At 33.3% G+C, this 2,078-nt stretch carries 3 protein-coding genes; all 3 read right to left on the reverse strand.

Translation table 11 applies throughout. The features are described 5' to 3' along the window. Nucleotides 1-200 precede the first annotated feature (200 nt). The 3 genes from ACFQ1G_RS01275 to ACFQ1G_RS01285 all read right to left on the reverse strand — a co-directional run bounded on the left by ACFQ1G_RS01275 (nucleotide 201) and on the right by ACFQ1G_RS01285 (nucleotide 1,354). Nucleotides 201-572, reverse strand: a complete 372-nt coding sequence (locus ACFQ1G_RS01275; protein ID WP_380736426.1) for a hypothetical protein — start codon at nucleotides 570-572, stop codon at nucleotides 201-203. A 5-nt stretch (nucleotides 573-577) separates the two neighbouring features. Further along, nucleotides 578-757 (reverse strand): hypothetical protein, encoded by a 180-nt coding sequence (locus ACFQ1G_RS01280; protein ID WP_380736427.1) that lies wholly within the window; start codon nucleotides 755-757, stop codon nucleotides 578-580. 159 nt (nucleotides 758-916) lie between these two features. Next, nucleotides 917-1,354: a hypothetical protein gene (locus ACFQ1G_RS01285; protein WP_380736428.1), complete on the reverse strand. Its 438-nt coding sequence runs from the start codon at nucleotides 1,352-1,354 to the stop codon at nucleotides 917-919. Nucleotides 1,355-2,078 lie beyond the last annotated feature (724 nt).

Below are 2,078 nucleotides of genomic sequence, written 5' to 3' on the forward strand. Positions count from 1 at the left end.
AAATGAGAAAAGCGTGAGGATTGATATTAAAGCGAAAAGTTTCTTCATAATTGTTTACAACGTCTCCGGTTAACGCAAGTAGCGGACCTGGGAAACGATTATTTTTCGGTTAAGTTATCTTTTTAAAGGTAGTCAAAAATGTCATTTTTCGATGGTCTGCCGCTATTTGCTCGTTAACCGATGTTGTAAAACGTTTTTATTTATTCAGTTATAGTCCAATTCGGGTCAATTTCTTTTATTGGTTTTATTGCTACATTTCCCCAATCGTAGTTTACAAATGCATCTTTATCATTTTTGTACTGACAATCATAAGCCAGTACAAATCCAATTACCATTATTTCATCAATAATTCCTTTTTTTAGTTTGATTGAATACTTATCACCTCCAAATGAAACTTTTCTGTTTTTGTCTATAATTCCAATTTGAGTTTCATTGAGAAATATGCCTATTAGATTATTTTTTTGCTCGTAAAAATTAATTGTTCCTTTTGAATTTCTAATTGAAAATGAAATCCGCGAATTAGTATTTATATCAACTGATGAGTTCGAGTTAAATTTCAAAGCAAAATTCAAATCAATTATGTTCTCTGACTTTTTTCTACAGATAGTAATTCCCGATTTTCGAGATTATAAATTCCAATCTTTGGTTGGAAGGTCAGTAATTTTGATTTGGCCAGATATTTCAGTTCTCCATTTATTTTGACCTCATATTTGTCGTGAATAAAATTGAACTTTCTTTGTTTAATTTCTATTATCATTATTTGCTTGGTCAAATGTTTTACAACGTCTCCGGTTAACGCAAGTAGCGGAGTAGGGGACGCGAATTTGTCGGTTAAGTTATCTTTTTAAAGGTAGTCAAAAATGTCATTTTAGAAGGGTCTTCCGCTATTTGCTCGTTAACCGCTGTTGGCTTTAGTTTATTTTTGATAATCAAAGTCAAGTTCAAAGCTTTGGTCAGTCGTATCGATGAGCTTAACAATATATTTTAATTCTCCTTTTTTAAAAGCCGTTTCACCCACATAATCTATGGGCTGTATGTAGTATTTCCTGTCTTTCCAGTCAAAGAATCGAACAAAACCATAGTGATATGCAGACCGAACCTTCGTCCAATCCGTTTGGGATTCTTTTTCAAGAACAGCATAAGTAAGAACGGTATCGGGTAATCCGATTGTTACGTCCTTTAAGGCAAAATCAGTGGAATTATAGAGGCTAAATTTTAAATCTTTTTTAGGCTCGGTTTTTTCCGTTTCTGTTGTGTCCACTTTTAATTCTCCATTCTCGGCATCCTCCTTCATTTCCATTTTACAACTGCAAAATAAAAGTCCGATTATTAATATGAGGTGAATTTTTTTCATAATTAAAGCCAACTTTCCCGGTTAACGAAAGTGGCGTGTAGGGAAGGAATCACTTTCCGGCGTAACGGGTTTTTCTTATAAAAATAAATGTAGGAAATTATCTCTCAAAAAGCCATTTTTGATAACCGATGTTGTAAACAGTAGCGTAATGTTTTTTAAAGGTTACCTAATGAATAGAAGTAATAATCCGAATGTTATGCTGCCGAGAATTATATAAACAATTATAATTTTTCTCTGCCTCTTTTTAGCCCGTAAGCGAATTTCTGATTTTATCCGTGCTAGTTCTTCCGGTGCTATTTTATCGAATTCGACAATTGTTTTACCGGATTGGGATCTCATAAGATCTTTACGATCTCTGAAATTTCGTTTCTTAAGTAAACTTCTATTAAGTTTCAGGCTCTGGTTCGCGTGAGCCATACTTCCTTCTCCGCCCATTTTTAGTTTAATTTTTCTGAAAACCTTATTCTGGCTATTGTTTACAACGTCTCCGGTTAACGCAAGTAGCGGTTTGGGAAACGATTATTTATCAGTTAAGTTATCTTTTTAAAGGTAGTCAAAAATGTCATTTTAGAAAGGTCTGCCGCTATTTGCTCGTTAACCGATGTTGTAAACAGTTATGTATTGTTTAATTGTTGTTTAAATTTCAATATCTCCGATAGATAAATTTCATTAAGAAATTCGTTGTACACATCATCACGTTTGTAATGCATATTATTCTCTGCCT

Origin of the sequence: Salinimicrobium gaetbulicola, from assembly GCF_042676025.1 — a bacterium.
Taxonomy (GTDB): domain Bacteria; phylum Bacteroidota; class Bacteroidia; order Flavobacteriales; family Flavobacteriaceae; genus Salinimicrobium; species Salinimicrobium gaetbulicola.